Below are 24,479 nucleotides of genomic sequence, written 5' to 3' on the forward strand. Positions count from 1 at the left end.
AAATATGATAACAAAAAATCCTGCTATAAAAATATAGCAGGATCTGATTTATTTGTTTTGAATCTTAATTAAGAAAGTGCAACTCTTACGAATCCAGTTACTTTAAGATCTCCGTTCACAGACTTCACATAGTCAGCAACACTGATTCCAGCATCTTTGATGAAAGACTGATGTACCAAAGTGTTGTCTTTGTAGAATCTCTGCATTTTACCTTTCAAGATATTATCGATGATGTTTGCAGGTTTTCCTTCTTTTGTCAACAATTCTCTTTCGATCTCCAATTCTTTGTCGATAGTCTCCTGAGAAACCTGAGTTTCGTCTAGAGCAATTGGGTTCATTGCAGCAACTTGCATAGAAACAGATTTTGCAGCTTCATCAGCACCGTCTACTTTTGCAGAAAGTGAAGTGATAGAAGCGATCTTGTTCCCAGCGTGGATGTAAGCTCCCAAGAACGCACCTTGAATACTTTCAAAAGCACCGATCTCGATCTTCTCTCCGATGATTCCAGTTTGCTCGATCAATTTATCAGCAACAGATTGTCCGTGGAAGTCAGAAGCCAAAAACTCTTCTTTGTTAGAATATGCAACAGCTTGCTCAGCCAATTCGTAAGCCAATTCTACGAATGCATCATTCTTAGCAACGAAGTCAGTCTCACAGTTAAGAGAGATGATCGCTCCTAGTGTGTTGTCTTGGTTTACTCTTGCGATCACAGCACCTTCAGAAGAATCTCTGTCCGCTCTGTTAGCAGCTACTTTTTGACCTTTTTTTCTAAGGATGTCGATTGCTTTTTCGAAATCTCCTTCAGCTTCTGTAAGAGCTTTCTTGCAATCCATCATTCCTGCACCTGTGGTGTTTCTTAGTTTTGCTACATCTGCAGCTACTGGTGTATACATAATGAAATTATTTTTTATTATTTGTTTTGATTTTACGCTTTCACGTTTTTCAGCGTGCAAATATAGTGATTTTTATAAAAAAATAATGCACATTATTATTCTTAATGAAATAGAGGTGCGACATTATTTTTTAATATTAATTGATGATCCATTTATTTAATTATCATAATTTTTCAATCATTTCACAAGATTTAATTTATTTTTACGTTTCAAATTCAATCCAGATATTTATATTATAATGAAGAAGATATTTTTACTTTTGTTTCTCACGATCGGAATTTCTGCATTTTCACAAAGCGTTTTCGAGGCCAAACAGACGACAGATAGAGCGGTAGTTGAAAAATTTATCCGCGAAAATCCAAACCATCCCGCTATTCCTCAACTAAAACAAAGAGCACTATCTTTAAAATACGGAGGATCATCCACAGTTGCAAAACCAGCCATCACCCAGATGACTGAAAAGAAAATAGAAAGAACATCCACTGTAGGAACATCCGCTGCAAAAGGAGAACCTTCTCAGCAGGCAAAAAATACGGCTGCTGTACTTACAAATCTTTTTAACAACGATCCTAATAAAAAGGAAGCTGTGATTCAAATCGTGAACAAATCCAGCTGTGTTCTCATCGTAAAAATAAGTGGAAAAAAATTCTACAATCTTACAGTCCCTTCCAACGGGCAAAACTACATCCTGGTGGATAAAGGATCGTACAACATTACGACATCCATCTGCGATGCAAAGTACAACCAGAATAAAGCTGTGACAAAAGATATCATCATCACCCTGAATGGAGGAAGGCGATAGAAATCAATTTTCGAAACATATTTCATTGAAGTTAGTTTACCTCATATTTATATTAAGTTCAAGCCTATTTTTTTCCCAGAAGAAAATAGGCTTGGATTCTTTGAACACCAAAGATGTGCAGGAATTGTTCGGCGACGATTATGGCAGCATCTATCTCTACAAGAACAAAGATCTGAGTTTCACAAAATATGATTCGCTCGGAAATCAACTTGGGAAACTGATGTTGACCTTTCCCTACAAGATCCAAAGCGTCAATAATCCGCTCAACATTGTGATGTTCTCCGAAAATGCTCAGGAGATCAAATTCTTTGACCAAAATCTGAACGAGATCCAAAAGATCAACCTAAGTATGAATTTTGGTTTCATCAAAGCCGTTTATGCAGAAGACCTTCAATTTGCGTGGATGATAGACGAAAGCAACAAAACCCTTATCCAATATAATTTTCGCAGCACCTCTGTGATAAGCTCTTTTCCTTTTAATATCAATCTTCAGTCGCTAAAAGATTTTGTGGTCTACAACAATCGAATCTACATTCTAAGAGAAAACACTTTTGAAGTTTACAGCACAAAGGCAACACTACTCTATTCGACGCCCATTTCCAATGCCCGAAAAATCAGGAGGATCAACAATGATATTTTGATATTCGGAAGCCAAACCGTAAGCAGATTTGACGGCAAAGACCTCACTCAAATTTTTCAAAATGAAAGCGCAAAAATTGTGGATAAAAATAACGCGGGATTTTTGGCACTCATAAAAGACAAACTATATCTTTACACCAAATAAATGATAATCGATAAGCGATAAATGATTTTTCACTTTCCTTTTATCAATATTATCATTCATCAATTATCACCTATCAATTATAATTAGAAATGCATATCGCTGTTACAGGAAATATTGGAGCCGGAAAAACAACCCTTACGACAATGTTATCAAAGCATTACAATTGGGAAGCGCAATTTGAAGATGTAGACCACAATCCTTATTTGGACGATTTCTATGGCGATATGTCAAAGTGGAGTTTTGCACTTCAGATCTACTTTTTGGGAAGCAGATTCCGACAAGTGAAAGAGATCCGAGAGAGTGGAAAAAACGTTATCCAGGACAGAACGATCTATGAAGATGCACACATTTTTGCAGAAAATCTAGCTGAGATGAATCTCCTTTCCGAGCGCGATTTTAACAATTATTTATCAGTTTTTTCACTGATGAAAGACTTTGTTTCGGCACCGGATTTGCTAATCTACCTGAGAGCAGATGTTCCGACTTTGGTGAGACAGATCTCCAAAAGAGGACGTGAATATGAAGCCGGGATCAGCATAGATTACCTATCAAAACTGAACAACAAATACCAAAGCTGGATAGAGAATTATAAAGAAGGAAAACTTCTTATAATCGATGTTGATGACCTGGATTTTGTAGAAAGACCAGAAGATTTCGGGTACATATTAGAAAGAATTGATGCAGAGTTGAACGGTTTGTTTTAGATTATTTTTGGCGAAATAGTTTAGCAGACCTTAGAAAATTACAATCGCCAAAGTTTTAATTTAAAGCATCACTGTTATGATCAAAGTAATCCACAACAACAGCTGTCCGAAGTCCAAAGCCATTTTGGAATATCTGGATGAGAATGATATCAAATTTCAGATCATTGATATCAAGAAAGATCCACTCAGCCTTTTTGAGTTGAGAACACTTTTCAAAAAACTAAACAAGAATCCAAGCAGGTTGCTAAGACACTCCAAAGAACTTTATAAAAAATATTTCTCAGATTCCGAATCTGTGAATGATGAACAAGCCTTGGAAGTGATCGCTTTAAATCCCGAATTGATACAATGTCCTATCCTAATTAAAGGAAAGGTGGCGATGCCGGGAAATCCGTTGGAAAACGTCAAATTCTTCATAGAAAACTAAATTACACTGCATATACAAAGAAGCGAACGTGGAATATCAATTATCAAATATTTCACGTTCGTTTTTTTATGAATTATTTTTAAAATAATTTGCCTATCCGGAAAATAATCCTTTATTTTGCACTCTCAAATATTCATTAGTCAAAAGAACATCGAGATATGTCAAGAATTTGCCAAATAACAGGTAAGCGTGCAATGGTAGGAAACAACGTTTCCCACGCTAATAACAAAACGAAAAGACGTTTTGAAATTAATTTACTAGAGAAGAAATTTTTTCTTCCTGAGCAAGATAAATCAGTAACCCTGAAAGTTTCTGCACACGGATTGAGAATTATCAATAAGATTGGTATCGAGGAGGCGCTTGAAAGAGCAGCTAGAAATGGATTTATTAAAAACACTACTAAGTAATGGCTAAAAAAGGTAACAGAGTTCAGGTAATTCTAGAATGTACTGAGCACAGAGAAAGCGGCGTAGCAGGAATGTCAAGATACATTACTACAAAAAATAAAAAGAACACTACAGAGAGATTGGAGCTTAAAAAATTCAATCCGGTTCTTAAGAAATATACTGTTCACAAAGAGATTAAGTAATCTATAAAAATATTTTACAATGGCAAAAAAAGTAGTAGCAACGCTTCAAGGTGGTGCTGGATCAAAAAAAATGACCAAAGTTATCAAAATGGTGAAGTCTTCTAAATCTGAAGCTTACGTTTTTGAAGAAAAAGTAATGAACGCTGACGAAGTTGAAGCTTATCTTAAAAAATAATCTCTCAACCGGATACAATATAGAAAACTACTCTTTTTAAGGGTAGTTTTTTTGTTATATTTGTTTCCGGTAAAATCATTTATCGATCATCATTAATCATTTATATATCAAATGAGTTGGTTTAAAAAAATATTCAAAAAAGAAGATAAGGAAACACTTGACAAAGGATTGGAAAAATCCAGCCAAGGTTTTTTTGATAAAATCTCCAGAGCTGTTGTCGGGAAAAATACAGTGGATGATGAAGTGCTTGACAATCTGGAGGAAGTTCTCATCGCATCCGACGTGGGCGCAGAAACGACCATCAAGATCATCAAAAGAATCGAGGATCGCGTTGCAAGAGACAAATATGTGAATGTAAGCGAACTGGACGAAATCCTTAAAGAAGAAATCTCTGGGCTATTACTAGACAATCCACACCTTGATACGGACAACATTGATACTAGCAAAAAACCATACGTTATTATGGTTGTCGGCGTCAATGGTGTTGGTAAGACGACGACGATAGGGAAACTTGCTCATCAATTCAAATCCCAAGGCCTGAAAGTGGTTTTGGGTGCAGCAGATACTTTCCGTGCAGCAGCGGTAGACCAATTGGTCATTTGGAGCGAGCGCGTTGGTGTTCCAATCGTGAAACAGGAAATGGGATCCGATCCTGCTTCTGTGGCATTTGATACCGTACAATCCGCGGTTGCTCAGGATGCCGACGTGGTGATCATCGACACTGCAGGAAGACTTCACAACAAAGTGAACTTGATGAACGAACTTTCGAAGATTAAACGTGTGATGCAAAAAGTTTTACCCGATGCGCCTCACGAAGTTTTACTGGTCCTGGATGGCTCGACTGGTCAAAATGCTTTTGAACAAGCAAAACAATTTACTGCCGCAACAGAAGTTACCGCACTGGCTGTTACAAAGTTAGACGGAACAGCGAAAGGCGGCGTTGTAATAGGGATTTCCGATCAATTCCAAATTCCTGTAAAATATATTGGCGTAGGCGAAAAAATGCAGGACCTTCAAATTTTTAATGGTATGGAATTTGTAAACTCATTCTTTAGAAAGAGATAAACAAATTACACTATTAACATTAAAAAATTTAAACTATGGGTATTTTAACTTGGATTATTTTCGGTCTTATCGCCGGAGCAATCGCAAAAGCAATCCACCCAGGAAATGATCCTGGCGGTTGGGTAGTAACAATCATTATTGGTATTTTAGGAGCTATGCTTGGAGGCTGGTTAGGTTCTATGCTTTTAGGCGTAGATGTATCAGGATTCAACTTTTCTAGTTTCTTGGTAGCCATTGGAGGATCTGTTCTTCTGCTATTTTTGTACAGGATGGTCACAAACAAATAACTTACTTTCTAAGTAATTTACAAGAATAAAGGGTTATATTTATAAATGCGTCATTTTTTATGACGCATTTTTTTATTTTATTCAAAGAAAACTTCTATATTTGATTTAAAATTAAATTAAAAATATGAAGAAAATCTTTACTTCTCTTCTTTCCTTAGGTATGATAACTGGCGCTTTGGCACAGTGGAGTCCTGCTTCTATGAAAGGAGAAAAATTACGACAAACTAAAGCTACACAGTTCTATTCATTAGATCTTGGTGCAATCAGATCACAACTTTCTCAAGCTCAGCCAACTGGAAAAACCAGCAAACCGGTTATCATCAGCCTTCCAACATTAGGCGGGAAGATCGAGCAATTTGCCGTTTATAGTCTACCTGTAGTTGCAAAAGAAATGGCAGATCGTTATCAGCTAGGTTCCTACACAGGCGTTAAGCTAGATGATCCAACTGTTTATGTAAGATTCAGTGTTTCTCCTTATGATTTTCAGGCTATGTTGTTCAAAGATGGAGAATATCAATTCATTGAACCTCAGAACACAGACAGAACGGTTTACGGTGTTTTCCCTAAAACCAATAAGCCGACCTCCGGTAAAGCATTTGAGTGCAATACAACGGAGAGTTTCCTTAGCAAAAAACAAATGGATGCACTGTCCAACTCAACTGATTTCACACATAATGTAACTGATTTCAGCAAGGCCAGCGACAAAAAGTACAGAACTTACAGACTAGCAGTTTCTGTAACCGGTGAATACACCACTTATTTTGGAGGTGTTCCTCAGGCTGCCGCTGCAATCAACGCAACAATGACAAGAGTGAATGGTGTTTTTGAGAAAGATTTCGCAATACACATGAATGTTCAGGATTTCCCTCAATTAATCTACACCAATGCTGCTACAGATCCTTACTCAAATGCATCTACGGGAGCTAGCGGTGCTTGGAATCTTGAAGTTCAGCAAACGTTAACCTCTGTTATTGGAAATGCGGCTTATGACATTGGGCATCTATTCGGAAGATCTGGCGGCGGAGGTAGTGCCGGAGACATCGGGAATGTTTGTAGAAACCCTTCAAGCAATTCAGATGCAGAGGCAAAAGGCTCTGGTTTTACTTCTCCAGGATCTGGCGGTCCGGAAGGAGATAATTTTGATATTGATTATGTAGCTCACGAAATGGGACATCAGTTTGGAGCAGATCACACATTCTCACATGGTATCCAAACGGCACCTTATAATACAGCTCACATGGAACCAGGTTCCGGATCTACTATTATGGGATATGCAGGTATCACCAGTGCAGATGTACAGCCACATTCAGATGCTTATTTCCACGTAAGGAGCATTGAGCAGGTACAAACTTATGTTGGTACTCAAAGTTGTGATGTGAATACAACAATCGCAAACAATCCTCCAGTTGTAGCAGCACTACCAAACAAAACAATTCCAAAAGGAACAGCTTTCGTTTTGACGGCATCTGCAACAGACGCAGAAAATGATCCATTGACGTACAATTGGGAAGAATATGACAGATCTACTTCTGCTATTACAACCGTTATAGGAAACAATACAGCTGGACCTAAATTCAGATCTTTAAACAGTTCTACTCTACCTTACAGATATTTTCCAAAATTAAGTAATGTTTTAGCAGGAACTTTATCCAGTGCTACAGACTGGGAAGCAGTATCGAATGTTGCCAGAGCTATGAATTTCCGAGTGACAGTAAGAGATAACAATGCTGATGTTACCAAACAGCAGACTCAAATTGGTTCTCAATTAATCACTGTTGGAAATGATGGACCTTTCAAAGTTTCTTCTACAAAAGTTTACAACAATTCGCCTGGTGCTTTCACTTGGGATGTTGCAAATACAGCAGCTGCACCTTATAGTGTTGCAAATGTAAAAATAGATTACACCACAGACAACGGTGCTACCTGGACAGTTTTAGCAGCATCTACTGCAAATGACGGAACTGAGAACTTGAGCTTCACTGGAATTCCTACAAATACGGTGATTACAATCCGAGTTTCAGCTATTGACAACGTTTTCTACGCTGTTGGTAAAGTCACAGTTTCTGCAATGGTAAATTGTGATGGAACTGCTCCTGCAGGATTAGCAACTTCTTCTATCACTCAAACTGGTGCTAAAGTAGATTGGGATGCAATCGCTAATGCAACTTATATCTTAAGATACAAGAAAGCATCTGATGCAACTTGGACAGAAGTAAACAATCTTACAACCAATACTTATACGATTGCAGGATTGACACTTAACACCGCTTACAATGTAAGTGTTGCAGCAATCTGTACTGGAACTGTTGGAACCTATGCTAATGTTAACTTTACAACGGCAGGAATCAATTACTGTACTGCTGGTGCAACAAGTACTAGCTACGAAAAGATTTCAAATGTAACTTTTGCAAACATTAATAATAATTCCACTTCTACTGCTGGATATGAAGATTTCACAGCAGTGACCGGAAACGTTACTAAAGGGGAGGTTTATCCTTTCTCAGCTTCATTTACTGGAACATCTTATGCAGATGATCAGGTTTTTGTTTGGATCGATTTTAACCAAGATGGAGATTTCGAAGATGCTGGTGAACTAGTTTTGACGACTGCTAAGAAATTGTCTCCTTGGACTGGAAATATTACCATCCCAGCGACTGCACTTACAGGAAAAACAAGAATGAGAGTTCGTCTGCACGATTCTTCTTTGACACCGAATTCTACACCTTGCGGAACTTCTAGTTACGGACAGGTTGAAGATTACTCAGTGAACATCGGAGCTTTGGCAGTGGCTGATGTTAAGAAAAACAACATTCAGGTGTATCCTAATCCTGCTACAGATGTCATCAACATTTCTAATGTTTCTTCTAAAACTAAGTTTGAAATTTACAACGTAGGTGGACAATTGGTAAACCAAGGCACAACTGACGGAAAAGTAAATGTTTCTAAACTGACAAAAGGTGTTTACATCTTGACAGTAGAATCTAACGGCGAAAAATCTCAAACCAAATTCATCAAGAATTAAGATTAAGATTTTAACTAAATAAGAAATCCCCGAAATGACTTTCGGGGATTTTTGTTTTTATATAAATGATAAACTAATTAAGTTCTGAGATAAAGATATCAGTTTCACTTTCCAGATTATCTCTATCGGAATTGTTGTAGATAATAAAATCAGCCAGTTTAATCTTATCTTTTTCCGGCATTTGATTTTGCATTATCGTCTCAATCTCCCTGTATGTTTTGTTGTCTCTGTCCATTGTCCGTTTGATCCTCAGATTGTCATCGGCTGTAACCAGGAGAGATTTGTAACATTGTTCATTTAATTTTAATTCGAATAACAATGCCGTTTCTTTAAAAACAAATTCTGAGGTTTGAGATGCCACCCATTTTTCAAAATCTAATCTTACTGCCGGATGAATCAAATGATTCAGCTGATCCAAAAGTTCTGCGTTATTAAAAACTTTATCAGCAACAAATTTCCTGTTGTAAATCCCTTCAGAATACGCTTCTACTCCTAGAAGTGAAATTATTCTTTCTTTCAATTCAGAATCGACGTTGACAATGTTCTTCGCTTGATCGTCTGAATAATAAACCGGAAAACCTTTGTTTTCCAAAAATTTCGCAACGGAAGTCTTTCCAGATCCTATTCCGCCTGTTAACCCAATGATCCTGGGAGGAGGGACATCCTCCTGATTTTGATTTATATCTTGTATTTCCATAATCTAATTAATATCCAAAAACTTCATTAAAACTAAAGGTCTGATCCAGCTTTACGCCTCTCTCAGTCATCTTCAGACTTGCCAACTCATTGTGTGCATCGTGTTCGAAAAACAAAAGGTAGTCATTATCCACGCATTGTTTCAAAAATTTTCCTTTTTCTTCCATCGTCAACATTGGTCTTGTGTCATATCCCATCACATAAACCTGTGGAATGTGTCCGGCAGTTGGGATCAAATCTGCTGCGAAAACAATTGTTTTTTCCTGATATTGGAGAACTGGAAGCATTTGCTTTTCCGTATGTCCATCCACAAAAATAACATCCATTTTCAGGTCTGGTGCAAATCCGTAATTACCTGTTTTAGGTAATGGTAAAAAGTTAAGCTGACCGCTTTCCTGCATTGGCAAAATATTTTCTTTCAGGAAACTTGCTTTCTCTCTGGGGTTTGGTTCAGTTGCCCACTGCCAATGATTCTCGTTGGTCCAGAAGTGCGCATTCTTGAAAGCTGGTCTGTAACCGGATCTGTCATCATTCCACTCCACTGCTCCACCGCAATGATCGAAGTGAAGGTGCGTGAGAAAAACATCCGTGATATCATCTCTCACAAAACCATATCTTTTTAAATTCTTGTCCAAAGAATCATCGCCCCAAAGTGAATAATGTCCGAAGAATTTCTCGTCTTGTTTGTTACCAAGTCCGCAATCGATTAAGATTAATTTCTTACCGTCTTCCACTAGAAGAGAACGCGTTCCAAGTTCAATCAGATTTCTTTCATCGGCTGGATTGGTTTTTTCCCAAAGTGTTTTTGGGACCACGCCAAACATTGCACCTCCGTCTAATTTGAATTTTCCACACTGGATTGGATATAGCTTCATAAATATTTTATTTTGAGAGAATTGTTAAATCAAACTTCGATTTTGTTTCATCAACTCTGCAATTTTTTTATCGTTATCAAAATCTGATTGCTCTAAATTAAGAATAATATTTTCAAAATCCTCGTCATTTCGGTTTTGACTTAATTTATTTGCGATAAAAATTTCTGTCGGAATAATATTAATTCCAAAAGCACCTTTCATTTCTTTCCTCACCAACTCTTCTCCCATATTTTCTACAAACATTGGACATTTCTGTGCTTTTTCATATTTGAAAGTCAACTTTGCTAAATGTTGATACAATTCATCATCACTCATCAATTTCACTTTTCCACGAATTTGAACAGCTTCGTAATTCCAAGTTGACACATTAGTTTTCTCGTACCAAGACGAAGAAATGTAAGAATGTGCTCCTAAAAAATCACACAAAACCTCATCGCCGTCTTTCAAAACTTTAGCTTGAAAATTCGCTTTTGAAATATGCGTTTCGAGATAAAAACCTGCATCACTTTCATTCAACAAAAACATAGAATGTGTTGCTGATAGCATATCTTTATCAGAAATCAAAAGCGCAAAAGCATTTTCATTGATGATTTTCTTCATCAATTCATGGTCTTCGCTTTTGTATATTTTGGGGATGAACATTTTATTTAAAATTTTGGATAAAATAATAAATTAAAACAATTCTCCAGGATTCTTCGGTCGTGAGATTCCCAAATGTTTATAAGCCTTATCTGTAACTTCTCTTCCTCGCGGCGTTCGGATAATAAAACCTTCTTGAATCAAAAACGGCTCGTAAACCTCTTCCAAAGTTTCAGGATTTTCGCCGATAGAAGTTGCCAAAGCTGAAATTCCCACCGGTTTCCCACGGAAGTTTTCAATCATCACGCGCATAATTTTATTGTCCATATCGTCAAGTCCAAACTCATCAACATTTAAAGAGTTAAGTGCATATTTTGTAATCTCGATTTCGATTTCGCCGTTGCCTTTGATCTCGGCAAAATCCCTAACTCTTCTCAAAAGGGCGTTTGCAATTCTCGGCGTTCCACGGCTTCTTCTTGCAATTTCCAGAGCGGCGTCTTCGTATATTTTAATTCCTAAAACCCTTGCACTTCTTTCGATGATCATTCCGAGAAGTTCTATCGTATAATATTCTAATCTAGATTGAATTCCGAATCTTGCAAGCATCGGTTTGGTCAACATTCCGGAACGTGTTGTTGCGCCAACCAAGGTAAAAGGATTGAGTCCGATTTGTACAGAACGTGCATTGGGACCCGTTTCCAGCATAATATCAATCTTGTAATCTTCCATCGCGGAGTACAAATATTCCTCAACGATCGGCGAAAGTCTGTGGATCTCGTCAATGAAAAGGACGTCATTTTCTTCAAGATTGGTCAATAATCCAGCTAAACTCCCGGGCTTATCCAGAACTGGCCCTGAGGTGATTTTGCAACCTACACCCAATTCATTCGCAATGATGTTTGCCAAAGTCGTCTTTCCCAATCCGGGCGGACCGTGCAAAAGGACGTGATCCAAAGCGCCACCACGATTCTTCGCAGCAGCCACAAAAACTTCCAGATTGTCCAAGGTTTTTCTTTGTCCGGCAAAGTCATTGAAACTCTGCGGACGGATCTTTTCTTCCTGAATCAAATCGTCGTTGGAATAATTCTCCTTATCGGGATGTAAAAAATCGGGCATTTTGGTTATTTAATATTTAAAAATGAAGAATTAAATAAACTTAAAATGATGCATTTAAAGTTCATAGTCAAAGGTAAAGAAAAATTAAGGGAACTAGGGATTGAGTTTCTGAGTTTCGGCGATGATTTTCTTCAATTGAATTTTTTCTGCAGCCGTTAATTTTCTCTGAAAAAATCCGCTTTTATAATCCTTAACTAAATACTGAGGGAAAATGCCGTAATAATCATAAAGCTTCAAATCGTAAAGATTAAGCGATGGAAAATGATCCTTATGTTCAATTTTTTTTGAAGAATTAAAATTCAAATTACCAATTGTATAATTCTTAGAAATTTTTACCGAGTTATATTGAGCCGGTTTATAAAGCTGAGACCAACTAAAATCTGACATTCTGTTTCCGATATTGAACTTTTGAATCATTCTAGGAAATATGAAAATGACTGAGACAAAAAGTGAGAGAAAAACAGTGAAAAACAATAATTTCTTCTCCGAAATATACTTAACTAAAATAAAAATTGCAATCACATAAACATCAATAAAAAACCTGTACTGTGCTGAAATAGTAAAAATTACTACTGATTTAACAATTAAAAAAATTAATAATAAATAATAGAATCTACTTTTTTTCTTAAATACAAAAATGCCAACTATCAATAAAGAAACGATGATTCCAATATTAAAAACAGACTTATAACCAATTGTAAACCAATGAAATATTCTATCAAAAAAATCAAACTGTGAAATCTGTTGATAAGTATATTTCATATCGTAGGACTTCATCAAACCAATTTGGGAAGAATATGTGATCATCTGCTGACTGGGTTTCCAGGGCAAATTAAAATCAATCAAAGAAACTGGAAAAAGTGGAAATCCAAACAACCAGAGATTCTTTGCTATCGATAAACCTGCAAAAATGAAAATCGGAACGACAACTTTAAAATTGAATTTTCTTTGATGAGCGCTTTGAAAAATGACTAAAAGTGGCAACCAGAAAACGATCGGTTTGATACAAACGGCAAACAATGATAAATATAAAAGAATTGAATTTTCCTTTTTATGAATCAGTTCATTAATCACGATTAAAGTAATAATCAACACAGGTAAATCTGGACTCGGCTGTTGAACAAACAATAAAAATATGGGAATGAAAATCAGTAAAAAATATTGTTTTCTCTCATAGATATAAATCAGAAACAGAACAGACAAATAAGAATTAATCTTAAAAAAAGGATCTATAAAATGAGAAAAACCAGCCTGATAAATATGCCAAAACGAGGTCTGACCAAGCAAAAGATCAAAATTTGAAATACCCTTTACAAAACCAACTTGCTTTAAATATGAAACCGTTGGAACATAGTAACCGTAATGGTCAAAGAGATAAGGAGAGAATGAAGCCGAGAAGATTATAATTAGAAAGAAAAAATAAAACCAATAACTAAATTGATAATTGATTTGTGATAAATTTCCTCTGCTCCAGTACCATCCAACGCCCGCTAAACCTGTTAATATAAAAAGAAACTCCAAGAAAGAATTTAATGGAGCGAAGAATGCTGCCAACGTTTCCAAAAGCGTGATACCAACAATTCCTAAAAAAGAGATCAGAACAAAACTTTGATTCTCAAATTTCAGAATTCTTTTGATGATAATTCCGTTTCCGAAATTAACACCAAGCAAGATCAAAATTGTCAGTAAAATTGAAAGCATAAAAAAAAGATTGCTTAAAAATAAGCAATCTTTCGTTTTTAATATATATGTGAAGAAAATTTACTTCTGTACTCGACCAGTTTTTCTATCGTTGGCTCTACCAATCGTATAACCAGTTGCTCCACCAGCAACACCACCAATCACAGCACCGAGACCAGGATTTTTCTTAGAAATAATCGCTCCAGCTGCGGCACCACCAACGGTTCCAATCACAGTACCTTTTGCTGCACTACTCCATCCTTTTTTCTGAGTCGCTGTAGTTCCGGCAGAACTAGATGAACCGGAATTAGAAGCTGTAGAGCCTGACGATGATCCACCACCGCCAGAGTTACCAGAAGATGAACTTCTTCTTGGTGTGGATTTTCTTGCCACTCTGTTGGCCTCAGCTTTTCTTTCGGCTTCTTTTTCTTCTTCTACTTTATTGAGGCTATCTTTTTGTTTTTCGAAAGATATTTTTTCTTTTTCTATCGCTAATTTTTGTTTTTCAAGATCAATTTGCCTTGCCTGATAGTCCAATTTTTGCTGTTCTAGAGATGCAGTCTGTATTTTTTCGTCTTTATTACAAGAGGTCAAAATCAATGTTGCTGCGAATCCTGTTAAAAATAACTTTTTCATAATCATTCATTTTTTCACAAAGAGTGAATTATTGAGTTATTGTTTTCAATTATTATTCCAAAAAATAAATTGGTTGTTAAAGTTTCCTAAAGAAAAAAAAGCTTTCCCGTTGTGAGAAAGCTTTTAGAATAAGTTTTATTTTTTCTTAGAAAAGTTCTTTTCTAATAATATTTTGTGAACGTTCCGGTCCTACAGAAACCAAATAAACATTGATTCCCAAATGCTCTTCAATAAACTCTATGTATTTTTTTGCATTCACTGGAAGCTCATCATAAGTTCTGGCATTGGTAATATCTTCGTCCCAACCATCCAATTCTTCATACTGAGGTTCGTAATCATATAGCTTTGTAGTAGAAGAGGTAAAATAATCGATGATTTTTCCGTCTTCAGTTTTATATTTCGTAGCAATTTTCAAAGGATGAATCCCAGTTAGAACATCCAATTTTGTGATCACAAGATTATTAATTCCATTGATCATACAAGCGTGCTTCAAAGAAACCAGATCCAACCAGCCAGTTCTTCTAGGTCTTCCAGTCGTAGCACCAAATTCCGCTCCGATCTGTCTGATATTTTCACCTAGTTCATTGTCTAATTCCGTAGGGAAAGGTCCGTTTCCTACTCTTGTGGTGTATGCTTTTGCAACACCAATCAGATTTTGCAAAGCCGTAGGAGGTACACCTGCACCTGTACAAACGCCGCCTGTAGAAGGTGATGATGAGGTCACAAAAGGATACGTTCCGAAGTCGATATCCAACATCAGGGCTTGTGCACCTTCGAAAAGAATATTTTTTCCGTCTCTTATCGCTTCGTTAAGTTCCAGCTCTGTATCTACAATTCTGTCTTTCAACAATTCACCTAAAGCGATGAATTCCTGGAAGATTTCTTCAACATCCAAAGTCGGTTTCTCGAAGTATTTTTCGAAAAGTGAATTTTTTGTTTTAAGATTTTTTTCGATTTTTTCTCTTAGAACTTCAGGATTCAAAAGATCGATCATTCGGATGCCGACTCTCGCAATTTTATCTTCGTAGCAAGGGCCGATTCCTTTCTTTGTAGTTCCAATCTGTGTTCCGCCTTGTTCTTCCTCTCTGTAAGTATCTAGCAAAATGTGGTACGGCATAATCACGTGTGCTCTTCTGCTGATGAAGACGTGATCGGTTCTCATACCTTTGCTTTCGATTTGGTTGATCTCTTTCACAAAAGCTTTTGGATTTACTACCACGCCATTTGCAATGATACATTTTCCTTTGCACTGCAGAACACCAGAAGGCAAAAGGTGAAGTACAAATTTCTCATCACCTACGTAAACCGTGTGACCAGCGTTGTCTCCACCTTGGAAACGAACAACATAATCTGATTTTGCCGATAGAACATCCGTTATTTTTCCCTTTCCTTCGTCTCCATACTGAAGACCTACAACTACGTAAGTTGACATATTTTTTACTTTTTTTAGATTATTGACAAAGTTAAATCTTAAATATCGGCTGGCAAAATCGATTGCACAAAAAACCCTCTTACTAATGAAAATAAGAGGGCAAAAACACAAATGATGAAAAAAATTATAAATGCATTTCGAAGTAATTGCTTACTCCACATTTACAATACAATTTTCGGTGCAAAAATCGTACTTTTTTTATCACTTATCCTAATAAAAAGTAAACTTTATTTTTAATTTTTAATTTTTTACTTTATAATCATTAATTTATTTAAATATTTTAACACAAAATTGAATAAACTAATTTTTATTACATTGAAATTTACAAATCATCAAACAACTTATTAAGATTAAAAAAAATAAAGAATAATCGCTCAATTTCATTCAAATTAAGAAAAAAATAAATCAATTCAAACTTATTAATTCGGTTTATTTAATTTTTAAGTAAATTTAATTTCGTTTTTGAATTAAGAAACTTACTTTTGTAACATAATTTTAATCAAAATCAAAAAACAAATAAACAATGTGTGGAATTGTATGTGTTTTTGACACCAAACAAAAGAACGAAACAATAAGACCTCAGATCCTGGAAATGTCGAAGAAAATAAGACACAGAGGACCGGACTGGTCGGGTATCTATCAGCACGATAACGTAATTTTCTCTCACGAAAGATTGGCTATTGTAGATCCTACATCGGGAAAACAGCCTTTATTCACAAAAGATAAAAAAGTAGCTTTAGCAGTCAACGGAGAAATCTACAACCATCAGGAATTGAGATCGGAATTCCCAGACTACGAATTCCTGACTCAATCCGATTGCGAAGTAATCCTGGCTTTATATAGAAGAGACGGGAAAGATTTCTTAGAAAAACTAAATGGAATCTTTGCTTTTGCTTTATATGACGAAGAAAATGATGCCTACCTCATCGGTAGAGATCACATGGGAATCGTTCCACTTTATATGGGTTGGGACAAAAACGGAAGTTTCTACGTGGCTTCTGAATTGAAATCTCTTGAAGGCGTTTGTAACAAAATCGAAGAATTCTTACCTGGACATTTCCTATACAGCAAAGACGGGCAGGAACTTCAACAATGGTACAAAAGAGACTGGACAGAGTTCGAAAACGTAAAAGACAACGAAACCGATATCGCAGCCATTAGAAAAGGTTTGGAAGAAGCAGTTCACAGACAATTGATGAGTGATGTGCCTTATGGTGTTTTGCTTTCCGGCGGTTTGGATTCTTCTATCATTGCAGCCGTCACAGCAAAATACGCAAGACAAAGAATTGAAAGTGGCGACACGCAGGAAGCCTGGTATCCAAGACTGCACAGTTTCGCGGTCGGACTGGAAGGCTCTCCGGATTTGGCAGCTGCAAGAAAAGCGGCGGACCATATCGGATCTGTGCACCACGAAATTAAATATACTGTTCAGGAAGGATTAGACGCTATCAAAGATGTGATTTACCATTTGGAAACTTATGATGTAACCACTATCAGAGCTTCCACGCCGATGTACCTTTTGGCCAGAGTCATCAAATCAATGGGAATCAAAATGGTACTTTCCGGAGAAGGATCGGACGAATTATTCGGCGGTTACCTGTACTTCCATAAAGCTCCATCTGCACAGGCTTTCCACGAAGAAACAGTGAGAAAACTTGGAAAACTGCACCTTTATGATTGTCTTAGAGCCAACAAATCTTTGATGGCCTGGGGAATTGAAGGCAGAGTTCCTTTCCTTGACAAAGAATTTATGGACATTGCGATGACCATCAATCCAAGAGATAAAATGATCACGCCAGAGAGAATGGAAAAATGGGTTCTTAGAAAAGCTTTTGAAGATTTGTTGCCGGAAAGCATTGCGTGGAGACAGAAAGAGCAGTTCAGTGATGGTGTTGGCTACTCTTGGATTGACACTTTGAAACAGGTTGCAGAAGATGAAGTGACGGATGAAATGATGGCGAATGCCAAACATAGATTCCCGATCAATATTCCGATGAGTAAAGAGGAATACAGATACAGAACGATCTTTGAAAGTCATTTTCCAAGTGATTCTGCTGCAAGCTGTGTTCCTTCTGTTCCATCCGTTGCTTGTTCTACACCAGTTGCTCTGGAATGGGATGAAGCTTTCAAAAAGATGAATGACCCAAGTGGAAGAGCGGTGAAAGTGCATGAGACAGCTTATTAAGAACTTATTAAAACTAACATAAACTAACTACAAAGGAAAACCACAAGCCTAGACTTGTGGTTTTTTATTTTTAGATTGTAATTGCTTTTCTCGTTTTTTCCGTCTTTCGTAGATGACCTCGGTGATCTTTCCGCCAATCCAGGAAAAGGGAAAGAAGATGAGGAAAATGGATATCTTATAAAATACCGGATGATAAGGATAAATGATAATATCCAGCATAGCAATGAACAGCATAATGAAGCCTATCAAAATCGCATAAGCTACCTTAGCGTATTTTACAATAACCGCTGTCACCACACCGCCAAATGTCACACCCAATCCGCCGAAGAACAACAATGCCACGAAGAATGAATCTTTGTGCTGCACAGATCTAAGCAACGTTTCCCAATGGTCAAAAGGGGCAAATTGTTTATAGGTTACCCATGTGGAGTCTATCTTTATCCCTAATGTGATAATGAGAGCGGCGACTGCCAATCCAGCCAAAACACCTATGGTATTCCTACAGAAATTCATTTTTAATCTTTGAAGGCAATCATAGAGATTTCCACGTCAACATTTTTCGGAAGACAAGAGACCTGCACGGTTTCTCTCGCAGGATAAATTTCGTTTTCAAAGTACGAGGCATAGATCTCATTCACTTCCGCAAAATCATCCATACTTTTAAGAAAGATAGAAACCTTCACCGCATTGCTGAAATCCATATCTGCAGCTTTCAAGATCGCTTTCAGATTTTTCATTACCTGATGCGTTTCTCTATCGATCCCTTCTACCAATTTTCCGTTTTCAGGATCTACGGGAATCTGGCCGGAAATATATAAAGTTCCGTTGACTAAAGTTGCTTGTGAGTAAGGTCCGATTGCAGCAGGAGCCTCTGATGTATGAATGATCTTCTTCATTTATTATTAATTTTTACAAAACTATACAAATTTTCATTAAGTCCTAAAAAGTACTGTTCGGTTGCGTAAAACTTCTCTCTTTGTACTTCACAGCATCTTTCAAGATGTTGGCTTTGATTCCGATAAAGAAATCGTATACCTTGTACTGACCAAATGGCACCCAGTTGAAGGTAATGGTGAAACTACGCTGATCTCTGGCAAATCCAAAACGTGTATAGCCGAGTGCTTTTTGCTCGATATCATAATTGGTACTTCCATTGATGTTCCAATATGGCGTCAGTTTTATACTGCCGTCCAATCCCAATGTAGCAACTTTGTTACCAAATCTGGACAAAGTTCTTGTATATGAGTAGTTTGCATTCACGTTCAAAGTCCAGGTTGGTGTGTAGTGAGAATAGTTGTCGTCATCAAAGAAGTAATTCTCGTTCCGGATCTCACCCTTCTTTTTGTACTTTTTCGAGAGTTCTTCTTTTTTACCAAAAATAGCCTCGCTCATTGGATAAGACAGCTGAAGATTGAATCCCTGTAAACTGAAGTATCCGAAATCCTCTGTTCTAATTCCAGTATTGCTACCATCTGTGAATGCAATCCTGTAAGGTTCTAATGTAAGACTGGTGTTGACGTTTAGTTTATTATTAAAGAAAGAAGATTGTCCGTTTACAGTGAAGACAGACCATTTATTTTTCTCGGCAGCAAAATTGTAACCTCCTGTCACATTCAGGTTTTCAAAGATCTTCACCTTCTTCACTCCTGTAGAGTCAGATTTGGATCTGATCTTCATCTCCAGATTATTATTGATATTAAATCCAACACTCTGGGTAAGACCAGAAGTAGGTGCACCATAGATTCCATTATCGAAAATTGAATACGGAGTCATCTCGCCACGCGCATTGGAATAGTTTCTGAAATAACCCCAGCTTCTCTCGCCAAAATCCGGAGAGTAAGTAAAACTCATACTAGGAGTTATCATATGTCGAATCGCGACGATGGGAGATGTTTTCTTAAAGTTTTTCTGACCATACAAAACAGTCTGCAAACTAGCGCTGGTAGAGAAAGTTGTGTATCCTGCTATTCCTTTATTATACTTATCGTCTACAACATTGGTCAATGGATTGTAACTCTTTTCCAAAGTTTTGGTAGTAAGCACATTGTCCGCATTAGCCGACAGACTGAAGGTAAAATATTTTGCAACAGTTGTATTGGTTGACATGGAAATATTATTCTTTGCACCGGTTTTCAACTCGTCCCACATTTCCTTTTTGAAGAGTTTGTCCTCTGTTGTAGTGACGTAATTACTAAGTGCAAAACCTGTATTCACGTTGATGTTTTCCAGCAATCCAGTTCTTACGCCAGTCTTTGGCTTAAACAAATAAAACTGATTGATCGCCACCGTCATATCCGGAAGTCGAAGATCTGTCGCCTTTGTTGCAAAGTTTTGGTTGTACGACATACTGGCGCTGATCGTCACAGGCAAAGTCAGAAAACGTTTGGTAACATTCACACGGGAAGTCTGTTGTGTATTCAGAACATTCTGGTTGAAGATGTAGTTGTTATTCACCGTGTTATCGTAGAATTTTGTACTTACAATATCCACACTTGCATTGAAGGTAAAATAAGGATTGGCTTTAGAATCCTGAGAATGTCGCCACGCAATTCGAAATGTTTTGTTTCTGGAATAGTCATCCAGACCTTTAATGCCTCTCACCGTATAGCCATAATCCGCGGCAAAATTTCCGGAGTACCTGTATTTTTTGAGATAATTAAGTTCAGGTTTCAAGTTCCAGCTTCCTTTGGTATAGATGTCAGCTAAAATTTTCAGATCAAAATGGTCGCCAATAGGCTGATAGTAGCCAAGTCCATTCAAGAAAAAACCAACATCCTGACGTTCTCCAAAACTTGGAATCAAGATACCTGCAGACCTCTTATCAGAAAACGGAAGAATCGCAAATGGAAGCACCAAAGGCGTCGGCACCTGCTCGATATACATTTGAATTGGTCCTGTGACAATCTGTGCATTATCCTTTGTTTTAAGAAGTTTGATCATCCTGGCAGACATATGATAATCTGCAAGGGAATCTTTTTTCTTAAGAAAGTATTCATCCGTTGTGTACATTGCCCTGCTCATCACAAAAACAGAGTCATCATACTTCTTTGTCTTCTGTGCGACGATGACACCTTCACTTTCCTCTGTCCTTGCATTGAAGGCAATGGCCTGCTTCGTTTTGGTATTGTAGATAACCTCGCTGTATTCGAATTTTTTACCACCCTGAGTGGCAACAGCGGGCTTGATGATTTTTCCTTTTTCGTCCTGCTCACCTCTCGCATAGATCTTTCCGGTTTCCCATTCGAACCTGATGTAATCTGCATCAATCTGCATATCCTGATAGATGATCTGGGCATTTTTGTGAAGCGTAGTCTGCTTGCTGCCGATGGAAGAACTGGTTCTGTTTTCAGCCTTCATCTTTACCACATCCTCCAGTTGTTCTTTGGGGATGATGGTGTCTTTCTTTAGATTTAAGGAATCTTTGCCTATATTTAAAGAATCTTGAACACCGCTATTTTGACCAATATTTTGAGGCACAGTTTGTGCTAAAATATTGTTAAAAATTAGGATATTTAAAATTAGTAATATACTTTTGAAAATACTTCGAGCCAATGCAGTCATTCTGAAATTGGGTTCAAAATTAATTAAATTTTAAAGATTAAAATGATTAGGTCAACACTTTATAATAAATTTTTTTTTCTGTTAACATTTTTTATTGGTTTTAGCTGCCTTTATTCACAGAAAAAATTCACATTGGTGCTGGATGCAGGCCACGGTGGAAGTGATATTGGAGCCAACAGAAACTACTCGGACATCGGTTCTGTACAGGAAAAAAATGTAACATTGGGAATCGTTCTGAAACTGGGACGGATGTTAGAAAAAAATAAAGATTACAAAGTCATCTATACCAGAAAAATAGACGAATATCCCTCATTAACATCCAGAACAGATCTTGCCAACAGAAGCAAAGCAGATCTCTTCATCTCAGTTCACGTGAACTCTTCTCCCAGCAAAAGTGCGACCGCGCAAGGAACCGAAACTTTTGTACAAGGTCCCAATCAAAATAGAGCAAATTTAGATGTTGCCAAAGCAGAAAACGACGTAATCTTCCTGGACGAAAAGGATAAGGAAAATTTCGCCTCCTACAATCCAAGTTCGCCCGAATCCCTCATTGCCCTAAAAATTCAGCAAAGCAAATATCTGGAAGCCAGTCTCATCATTGGAGGTTTGGTAGAGGATAATTTCGTAAAAAAAGACAAAAGAATGTCCAGAGGTGTGAAACAAGAAAACTTGCACGTTTTGAGGATGAATGCCATGCCATCTATTTTGATTGAGACAGGCTTTGTCAACAATTATGACGATGCACATTACATCTCTACAGAAGATGGCCAACAGGCAATCGCAGAAAGCATCTACAACGCTATCGTGAGTTATAAAAAATTGGTGGACAGAAATGTGAAAGAACCTGAGCCAGAGAAACCAGTTGAGCAACCATTGAAAAATGATTTCAGAATCTTGTTGATGAGCACTCCAAACAGATACAACAGTGAAGATCCTGCTCTTAAAGGTTTGAAATACATCTTACCGATTAAAGAAAACGGATTCTACAAATATTATTATGGTACCACAAACTTTGCATCTGTAAAAGATAACAATCTGAAAACCGCAAAAGACGCAGGCTTTAGAAATTCGATCGCAATCAGTTTTGTTCCAAATCAAACTTTGGGAACTGGATATTACACCTTGGAGATCTACGCCGGAAAAGATAAACTGGATTCTAAGTCCAACATCTTGAAAACGCTTCCTGATATCACGAGAAACAAGGAAAATGGTATTTTTTACTATACCAATGGAAAATACAAATCTCTGGAAGACGCCATCAAAGCACAGAAGGATTTGGAGAATAAAGGAATCAACAATACGATCATAGAGAAAAGATTGAAATAGACAGAATCATTTGTCAGAACTGTAGAAAGTCAGTATTTTTGCAGTCCACAATACCAAACGGCCTATTCGTCTAGTGGTTAGGACTCAAGATTTTCTTTCTTGCAACAGCGGTTCGATTCCCCTATAGGCTACAAAACCGGAATAGCAAATACAATTTTTGCTTTCCGGTTTTTTTTATTTATTATCCTGAAAATATCGTGAGACTTAGCAGATCAAAAGTAGTCGGTATTCGCCATCGTTCTCTTTCGGCGCTCTGTGGATGCAGGGCAAAACCTTTTGCTCAGGATTGTCGACAGCCAATTTCCAGAGATGTCCTTGTCCCAAATTAACCGGAACAGCATCAGGCTTCGGCTCATAATGAAGGTCAAAATAGTTTTCTTCCAAAAACGCTTCAAAGCCTTGCTCGGAACCTTGATATAGATCTCTAAGTTTTTCCCGGATCTCTGGGATCAAGATTTTTTGAGTTGCCTGGTCATTAGATAAAATATCACTGGCTGCACCAGCATAAGTGCACAAAAAGGTACTCGTCCCAACAGGCGAACGATCGACGTGGAAAGAATAAACATCGGTCGAAATGAAATCAAATTCATCATCGCGTTCATAATTCTTCAGCAAATTGAGTGAAGGCTGCGCGCCAAAATCGGACAGCAATTGTAGATCTTTGAGAATAATATCTCTCGCTGCATTGCCATTCTCAGATAACTTCAAAGCCAAAAGATCTTCCGCCGTGACCTCTGTTATATTATCTTCCAACTGAAGTTTGGAGACTATTTCTTTAAAATTCCCGACCAAATCCCTTTGCCAGCAAACCGCGTTGATAGCATCTTCAAAATTCGTATTTACAAGCTCAGCAAAAGAAGAAACCTTTGCGATCTGTTGAAGGTCTGGAATTCTTTCGTTCATATTAAAAGGTATATATATTTAACGACTACAAAACTAACATATAACTTTAAAATCATCACTGTGGCGATTTATAAATGATAACTTTACAGTAATTTAAAATACTAAATTGTTTAAGCAAGCTTATGTTTGATGTTCTAATATCCCACATTCAGGAAAAAGTCGCTATCACAACGGCGGAAATTGAATTGTTGAAATCATTCTTCAGTCAGAAAAAACTCAATAAAAAGGAATATATATTGCAAGAAGGACAGATCTGTAGAGATCTTACATTCGTCAGCAAAGGCATTCTCAAATCTTATATTCTGGATGACAAGGGAAATGAGCGCATCAATCTTTTCGCTTTCGAAGGTTGGTGGATCTCAGACTTCAATAGTTTCCTTAATGAAGAAAAAGCTTACCTTAATATAGATGCGATCGAGGAATCTGAATTATTAACCATAAGTCGTGAAAACTATGAAGCACTGACTTTAAAGATTCCTATTATGGATCGGTATTTCAGAATACTTTATCAAAATAGTCTGGTCACAAAAGACCAAAGATTGGTGATTTCTAATAACTTCACAGCAGAAGAGAAATACCTTCAATTATTGGAAAGCAATCCCAAAATCACCCAAAAACTTTCTCACGCCCTGATTGCATCTTACCTTGGCTTAAGTCCAGAAACCATTAGTAGAATACGAAAGAAAATTGCTTTGAAGTAATTCTCCATTTGATTCACATCAACACCAACTCATGATCTACA

The 24,479-nt window shown here is 37.2% G+C and carries 25 protein-coding genes and 1 tRNA gene; 14 read left to right on the top strand and 12 right to left on the bottom strand.

Annotated elements, in window-relative coordinates:
- Window positions 1-68 precede the first annotated feature (68 nt).
- Entirely contained in the window at window positions 69-893 is an 825-nt protein-coding gene (gene tsf / locus PQ459_18145; protein ID WDF46806.1) for a translation elongation factor Ts, read from the bottom strand.
- 238 nt (window positions 894-1,131) lie between these two features.
- On the opposite strand from tsf, the gene PQ459_18150 reads away from it, so the two are divergent.
- The 10 genes from PQ459_18150 (at window position 1,132) to PQ459_18195 (ending at window position 8,748) form a co-directional block, all read left to right on the top strand.
- Complete coding sequence (locus PQ459_18150; protein WDF46807.1) at window positions 1,132-1,695, top strand: hypothetical protein; 564 nt, start codon at window positions 1,132-1,134, stop codon at window positions 1,693-1,695.
- Window positions 1,696-1,720: 25 nt separating this feature from the next.
- A complete protein-coding gene (locus PQ459_18155; protein ID WDF46808.1) occupies window positions 1,721-2,479 on the top strand; it encodes a hypothetical protein in 759 nt (252 codons plus the stop codon).
- An 89-nt stretch (window positions 2,480-2,568) separates the two neighbouring features.
- Window positions 2,569-3,183 (top strand): deoxynucleoside kinase, encoded by a 615-nt coding sequence (locus tag PQ459_18160; protein ID WDF46809.1) that lies wholly within the window; start codon window positions 2,569-2,571, stop codon window positions 3,181-3,183.
- 76 nt (window positions 3,184-3,259) lie between these two features.
- A complete protein-coding gene (locus PQ459_18165) occupies window positions 3,260-3,610 on the top strand; it encodes a glutaredoxin domain-containing protein (protein WDF46810.1) in 351 nt (116 codons plus the stop codon).
- Window positions 3,611-3,768: 158 nt separating this feature from the next.
- Complete coding sequence (gene rpmB, locus PQ459_18170; protein ID WDF46811.1) at window positions 3,769-4,017, top strand: 50S ribosomal protein L28; 249 nt, start codon at window positions 3,769-3,771, stop codon at window positions 4,015-4,017.
- Window positions 4,017-4,199, top strand: coding sequence for a 50S ribosomal protein L33 (gene rpmG, locus PQ459_18175; GenBank protein ID WDF46812.1), 183 nt, complete (start codon window positions 4,017-4,019; stop codon window positions 4,197-4,199). Before rpmB ends, rpmG begins: the two co-directional genes overlap by 1 nt.
- 19 nt (window positions 4,200-4,218) lie before the next feature.
- Window positions 4,219-4,374, top strand: a complete 156-nt coding sequence (locus PQ459_18180; protein WDF46813.1) for a DUF4295 family protein — start codon at window positions 4,219-4,221, stop codon at window positions 4,372-4,374.
- Between the two features lie 111 nt (window positions 4,375-4,485).
- Window positions 4,486-5,439 (top strand): signal recognition particle-docking protein FtsY, encoded by a 954-nt coding sequence (ftsY, locus tag PQ459_18185; GenBank protein WDF46814.1) that lies wholly within the window; start codon window positions 4,486-4,488, stop codon window positions 5,437-5,439.
- A gap of 35 nt (window positions 5,440-5,474) precedes the next feature.
- On the top strand, window positions 5,475-5,726 hold the full coding sequence (locus PQ459_18190) for a GlsB/YeaQ/YmgE family stress response membrane protein (GenBank protein ID WDF46815.1): 252 nt from the start codon (window positions 5,475-5,477) through the stop codon (window positions 5,724-5,726).
- A gap of 124 nt (window positions 5,727-5,850) precedes the next feature.
- Window positions 5,851-8,748: a M12 family metallo-peptidase gene (locus PQ459_18195; protein WDF46816.1), complete on the top strand. Its 2,898-nt coding sequence runs from the start codon at window positions 5,851-5,853 to the stop codon at window positions 8,746-8,748.
- Window positions 8,749-8,821: 73 nt separating this feature from the next.
- Here the strand turns inward: PQ459_18195 and coaE are convergent, their stop codons facing one another.
- The 7 genes from coaE to PQ459_18230 form a co-directional block, all read right to left on the bottom strand.
- Window positions 8,822-9,445: a dephospho-CoA kinase gene (gene coaE, locus PQ459_18200; GenBank protein WDF46817.1), complete on the bottom strand. Its 624-nt coding sequence runs from the start codon at window positions 9,443-9,445 to the stop codon at window positions 8,822-8,824.
- A gap of 7 nt (window positions 9,446-9,452) precedes the next feature.
- Window positions 9,453-10,319, bottom strand: coding sequence for an MBL fold metallo-hydrolase (locus PQ459_18205; protein WDF46818.1), 867 nt, complete (start codon window positions 10,317-10,319; stop codon window positions 9,453-9,455).
- 24 nt (window positions 10,320-10,343) lie between these two features.
- On the bottom strand, window positions 10,344-10,961 hold the full coding sequence (locus tag PQ459_18210) for an FMN-binding negative transcriptional regulator (protein ID WDF46819.1): 618 nt from the start codon (window positions 10,959-10,961) through the stop codon (window positions 10,344-10,346).
- A 30-nt stretch (window positions 10,962-10,991) separates the two neighbouring features.
- Complete coding sequence (ruvB, locus tag PQ459_18215) at window positions 10,992-12,014, bottom strand: Holliday junction branch migration DNA helicase RuvB (protein ID WDF46820.1); 1,023 nt, start codon at window positions 12,012-12,014, stop codon at window positions 10,992-10,994.
- Between the two features lie 93 nt (window positions 12,015-12,107).
- Window positions 12,108-13,715 carry a hypothetical protein gene (locus tag PQ459_18220; GenBank protein WDF46821.1) on the bottom strand — a complete coding sequence of 536 codons (1,608 nt, stop codon included), beginning with the start codon at window positions 13,713-13,715 and terminating at the stop codon, window positions 12,108-12,110.
- A 60-nt stretch (window positions 13,716-13,775) separates the two neighbouring features.
- Entirely contained in the window at window positions 13,776-14,330 is a 555-nt protein-coding gene (locus PQ459_18225; GenBank protein WDF46822.1) for a YMGG-like glycine zipper-containing protein, read from the bottom strand.
- Window positions 14,331-14,475: 145 nt separating this feature from the next.
- Window positions 14,476-15,762, bottom strand: coding sequence for an adenylosuccinate synthase (locus PQ459_18230; protein WDF46823.1), 1,287 nt, complete (start codon window positions 15,760-15,762; stop codon window positions 14,476-14,478).
- 523 nt (window positions 15,763-16,285) lie between these two features.
- Here PQ459_18230 and asnB point away from each other — a divergent pair.
- Window positions 16,286-17,947, top strand: a complete 1,662-nt coding sequence (gene asnB / locus PQ459_18235) for an asparagine synthase B (protein ID WDF46824.1) — start codon at window positions 16,286-16,288, stop codon at window positions 17,945-17,947.
- Between the two features lie 48 nt (window positions 17,948-17,995).
- Here the strand turns inward: asnB and PQ459_18240 are convergent, their stop codons facing one another.
- Genes PQ459_18240 through PQ459_18250 form a run of 3 tightly spaced genes read right to left on the bottom strand, consistent with a single transcriptional unit; the run spans window position 17,996 to window position 21,508 of the window.
- Window positions 17,996-18,460, bottom strand: coding sequence for a hypothetical protein (locus PQ459_18240; GenBank protein ID WDF46825.1), 465 nt, complete (start codon window positions 18,458-18,460; stop codon window positions 17,996-17,998).
- A gap of 2 nt (window positions 18,461-18,462) precedes the next feature.
- Window positions 18,463-18,843: a RidA family protein gene (locus PQ459_18245; protein WDF46826.1), complete on the bottom strand. Its 381-nt coding sequence runs from the start codon at window positions 18,841-18,843 to the stop codon at window positions 18,463-18,465.
- Between the two features lie 43 nt (window positions 18,844-18,886).
- Window positions 18,887-21,508 (bottom strand): putative LPS assembly protein LptD, encoded by a 2,622-nt coding sequence (locus PQ459_18250; protein WDF46827.1) that lies wholly within the window; start codon window positions 21,506-21,508, stop codon window positions 18,887-18,889.
- Window positions 21,509-21,550: 42 nt separating this feature from the next.
- Between PQ459_18250 and PQ459_18255 the strand changes: the two genes are divergently transcribed.
- Together PQ459_18255 and PQ459_18260 are read left to right on the top strand one after the other, a co-directional pair.
- Entirely contained in the window at window positions 21,551-22,834 is a 1,284-nt protein-coding gene (locus PQ459_18255) for an N-acetylmuramoyl-L-alanine amidase (GenBank protein WDF46828.1), read from the top strand.
- Between the two features lie 59 nt (window positions 22,835-22,893).
- Window positions 22,894-22,965 (top strand) — tRNA-Glu (locus PQ459_18260).
- 73 nt (window positions 22,966-23,038) lie between these two features.
- On the opposite strand, the gene PQ459_18265 is transcribed toward PQ459_18260, so the two are convergent.
- Complete coding sequence (locus PQ459_18265; GenBank protein ID WDF46829.1) at window positions 23,039-23,737, bottom strand: DUF1826 domain-containing protein; 699 nt, start codon at window positions 23,735-23,737, stop codon at window positions 23,039-23,041.
- 122 nt (window positions 23,738-23,859) lie between these two features.
- Between PQ459_18265 and PQ459_18270 the strand changes: the two genes are divergently transcribed.
- Window positions 23,860-24,438 carry a Crp/Fnr family transcriptional regulator gene (locus PQ459_18270; GenBank protein ID WDF46830.1) on the top strand — a complete coding sequence of 193 codons (579 nt, stop codon included), beginning with the start codon at window positions 23,860-23,862 and terminating at the stop codon, window positions 24,436-24,438.
- The last annotated feature ends 41 nt before the right edge of the window (window positions 24,439-24,479 follow it).

Origin of the sequence: Chryseobacterium sp. KACC 21268 (genome assembly GCA_028736075.1) — a bacterium.
Classification (GTDB): Bacteria; Bacteroidota; Bacteroidia; order Flavobacteriales; family Weeksellaceae; genus Epilithonimonas.

Bases quoted from the DNA above. Each gene is read 5' to 3' on its own strand.
- rpmG (WDF46812.1), top strand. From the start codon at position 4,017: ATGGCTAAAAAAGGTAACAGAGTTCAGGTAATTCTAGAATGTACTGAG.
- tsf (WDF46806.1), bottom strand. From the start codon at position 893: ATGTATACACCAGTAGCTGCAGATGTAGCAAAACTAAGAAACACCACA.
- PQ459_18165 (WDF46810.1), top strand. From the start codon at position 3,260: ATGATCAAAGTAATCCACAACAACAGCTGTCCGAAGTCCAAAGCCATT.
- PQ459_18210 (WDF46819.1), bottom strand. From the start codon at position 10,961: ATGTTCATCCCCAAAATATACAAAAGCGAAGACCATGAATTGATGAAG.
- PQ459_18270 (WDF46830.1), top strand. From the start codon at position 23,860: ATGTTTGATGTTCTAATATCCCACATTCAGGAAAAAGTCGCTATCACA.
- PQ459_18255 (WDF46828.1), top strand. From the start codon at position 21,551: ATGATTAGGTCAACACTTTATAATAAATTTTTTTTTCTGTTAACATTT.
- coaE (WDF46817.1), bottom strand. From the start codon at position 9,445: ATGGAAATACAAGATATAAATCAAAATCAGGAGGATGTCCCTCCTCCC.
- PQ459_18230 (WDF46823.1), bottom strand. From the start codon at position 15,762: ATGTCAACTTACGTAGTTGTAGGTCTTCAGTATGGAGACGAAGGAAAG.
- PQ459_18250 (WDF46827.1), bottom strand. From the start codon at position 21,508: ATGACTGCATTGGCTCGAAGTATTTTCAAAAGTATATTACTAATTTTA.
- PQ459_18180 (WDF46813.1), top strand. From the start codon at position 4,219: ATGGCAAAAAAAGTAGTAGCAACGCTTCAAGGTGGTGCTGGATCAAAA.
- rpmB (WDF46811.1), top strand. From the start codon at position 3,769: ATGTCAAGAATTTGCCAAATAACAGGTAAGCGTGCAATGGTAGGAAAC.
- PQ459_18160 (WDF46809.1), top strand. From the start codon at position 2,569: ATGCATATCGCTGTTACAGGAAATATTGGAGCCGGAAAAACAACCCTT.
- PQ459_18195 (WDF46816.1), top strand. From the start codon at position 5,851: ATGAAGAAAATCTTTACTTCTCTTCTTTCCTTAGGTATGATAACTGGC.
- PQ459_18150 (WDF46807.1), top strand. From the start codon at position 1,132: ATGAAGAAGATATTTTTACTTTTGTTTCTCACGATCGGAATTTCTGCA.
- PQ459_18220 (WDF46821.1), bottom strand. From the start codon at position 13,715: ATGCTTTCAATTTTACTGACAATTTTGATCTTGCTTGGTGTTAATTTC.
- ruvB (WDF46820.1), bottom strand. From the start codon at position 12,014: ATGCCCGATTTTTTACATCCCGATAAGGAGAATTATTCCAACGACGAT.
- ftsY (WDF46814.1), top strand. From the start codon at position 4,486: ATGAGTTGGTTTAAAAAAATATTCAAAAAAGAAGATAAGGAAACACTT.
- PQ459_18225 (WDF46822.1), bottom strand. From the start codon at position 14,330: ATGAAAAAGTTATTTTTAACAGGATTCGCAGCAACATTGATTTTGACC.
- PQ459_18240 (WDF46825.1), bottom strand. From the start codon at position 18,460: ATGAATTTCTGTAGGAATACCATAGGTGTTTTGGCTGGATTGGCAGTC.
- PQ459_18265 (WDF46829.1), bottom strand. From the start codon at position 23,737: ATGAACGAAAGAATTCCAGACCTTCAACAGATCGCAAAGGTTTCTTCT.
- PQ459_18190 (WDF46815.1), top strand. From the start codon at position 5,475: ATGGGTATTTTAACTTGGATTATTTTCGGTCTTATCGCCGGAGCAATC.
- PQ459_18245 (WDF46826.1), bottom strand. From the start codon at position 18,843: ATGAAGAAGATCATTCATACATCAGAGGCTCCTGCTGCAATCGGACCT.
- asnB (WDF46824.1), top strand. From the start codon at position 16,286: ATGTGTGGAATTGTATGTGTTTTTGACACCAAACAAAAGAACGAAACA.
- PQ459_18205 (WDF46818.1), bottom strand. From the start codon at position 10,319: ATGAAGCTATATCCAATCCAGTGTGGAAAATTCAAATTAGACGGAGGT.